We start from the raw sequence: 1022 nt of genomic DNA, 5'->3' as shown, positions 1-1022 counted from the left end.
CAGTTGACCAATGAAAAAATCGGGTTATAGTTCCTGCTTTTTCATGTCTCAGAAGTCTGCTCCCCTGATCACTTACCTTGAAACTCTGGAAGATGTACGCCGTGCTGCATCTTGCGATCACAATTTTATCGATATTTTGGTGATCTCCGTCTGCGCCATTCTTGCCAATGCTGACACGTGGGAGGATATTCAGTCGGTTTGATCCCGATAAGTTTCAGGACTGCTTTACTCGCTGGGTGAAATCCGCTTTCCCAGAGGCTCTGGCAATCCCCGACGATGAAGCTGATATCGTCCCTATCGACGGGAAAGCTATCAAAGGTTCACGAGATAAGGGAAAAGGCAAACGTGCCGTCCATATCGTCAGTGCCTGGAGTTCAAAGTTATCTTTGGTTCTCGGCCAGAAGAAAGTCGACAAAAAGAGCAACGAACTCACAGCCGTTCCAGACTTGCTAACAGCTATTGACTTTGCTGGCTGCCTGCTGACGGCTGATGCAATGAGTTGTCAGAAGAGTATTGCCGAAATCTGCGTAGCAGAAAGTGCCGACTACCTACTGGCAGTTAAGGGTAATCAGAAAAATCTGGAAGAAGATATCCGCAAGGTAGAAAAGCACTGGGAACAACATCCCACGGATGCACTGTCTGCTACCTTTCACGAAGAGTCCAATAAAGGTCATGGGAGAGAAGAGTACCGATGCTGCTGGACATTCACTGACCTTGAGGGCCTCAGAGGTTATGAAAACTGGGCAGGGCTCAAACAGTTTGGAGTGGTGCAGGCAGACAGAACCATCAACGGTAAGGCCACGACAGCTCTTCGCTTCTACATCTGCAGTAAAGAAATGACCGCAAAAGACATGCTCTCTGCCACCAAGACACACTGGTTGGTGGAGAATAGCCTGCACTGGATGCTGGACATCGCGTTCTCTGAAGATGCCTGCCAGACCAAAAATGAAAATGCAGCAGAAAACCTCTCAACCCTGCGTCGTATAGCTCTGAATAACGTGAGTTCGACGCTCGAAGAGACA

Annotated in this window: 2 protein-coding genes; both read left to right on the top strand. The window is 48.5% G+C overall.

The window, feature by feature from the left end:
- The first annotated feature begins 43 nt into the window (after positions 1–43).
- Positions 44–202, top strand: coding sequence for a transposase family protein (locus E1189_RS01110; RefSeq protein ID WP_196220926.1), 159 nt, complete (start codon positions 44–46; stop codon positions 200–202).
- A gap of 34 nt (positions 203–236) precedes the next feature.
- Positions 237–1022 (top strand): ISAs1 family transposase (locus tag E1189_RS01105; protein ID WP_329601868.1); only part of this gene is annotated, 786 nt, incomplete at its 3' end.

It is taken from the genome of Parendozoicomonas verongulae (assembly GCF_009711465.1).
GTDB classification, from domain to species: Bacteria; Pseudomonadota; Gammaproteobacteria; order Pseudomonadales; family Endozoicomonadaceae; genus Sansalvadorimonas; species Sansalvadorimonas verongulae.
This window is presented reverse-complemented; position numbering and strand designations above follow the sequence as displayed.

Excerpts from the sequence above, each read along its gene's own strand:
- E1189_RS01110 (WP_196220926.1), top strand. The coding sequence starts at position 44 with ATGTCTCAGAAGTCTGCTCCCCTGATCACTTACCTTGAAACTCTGGAA.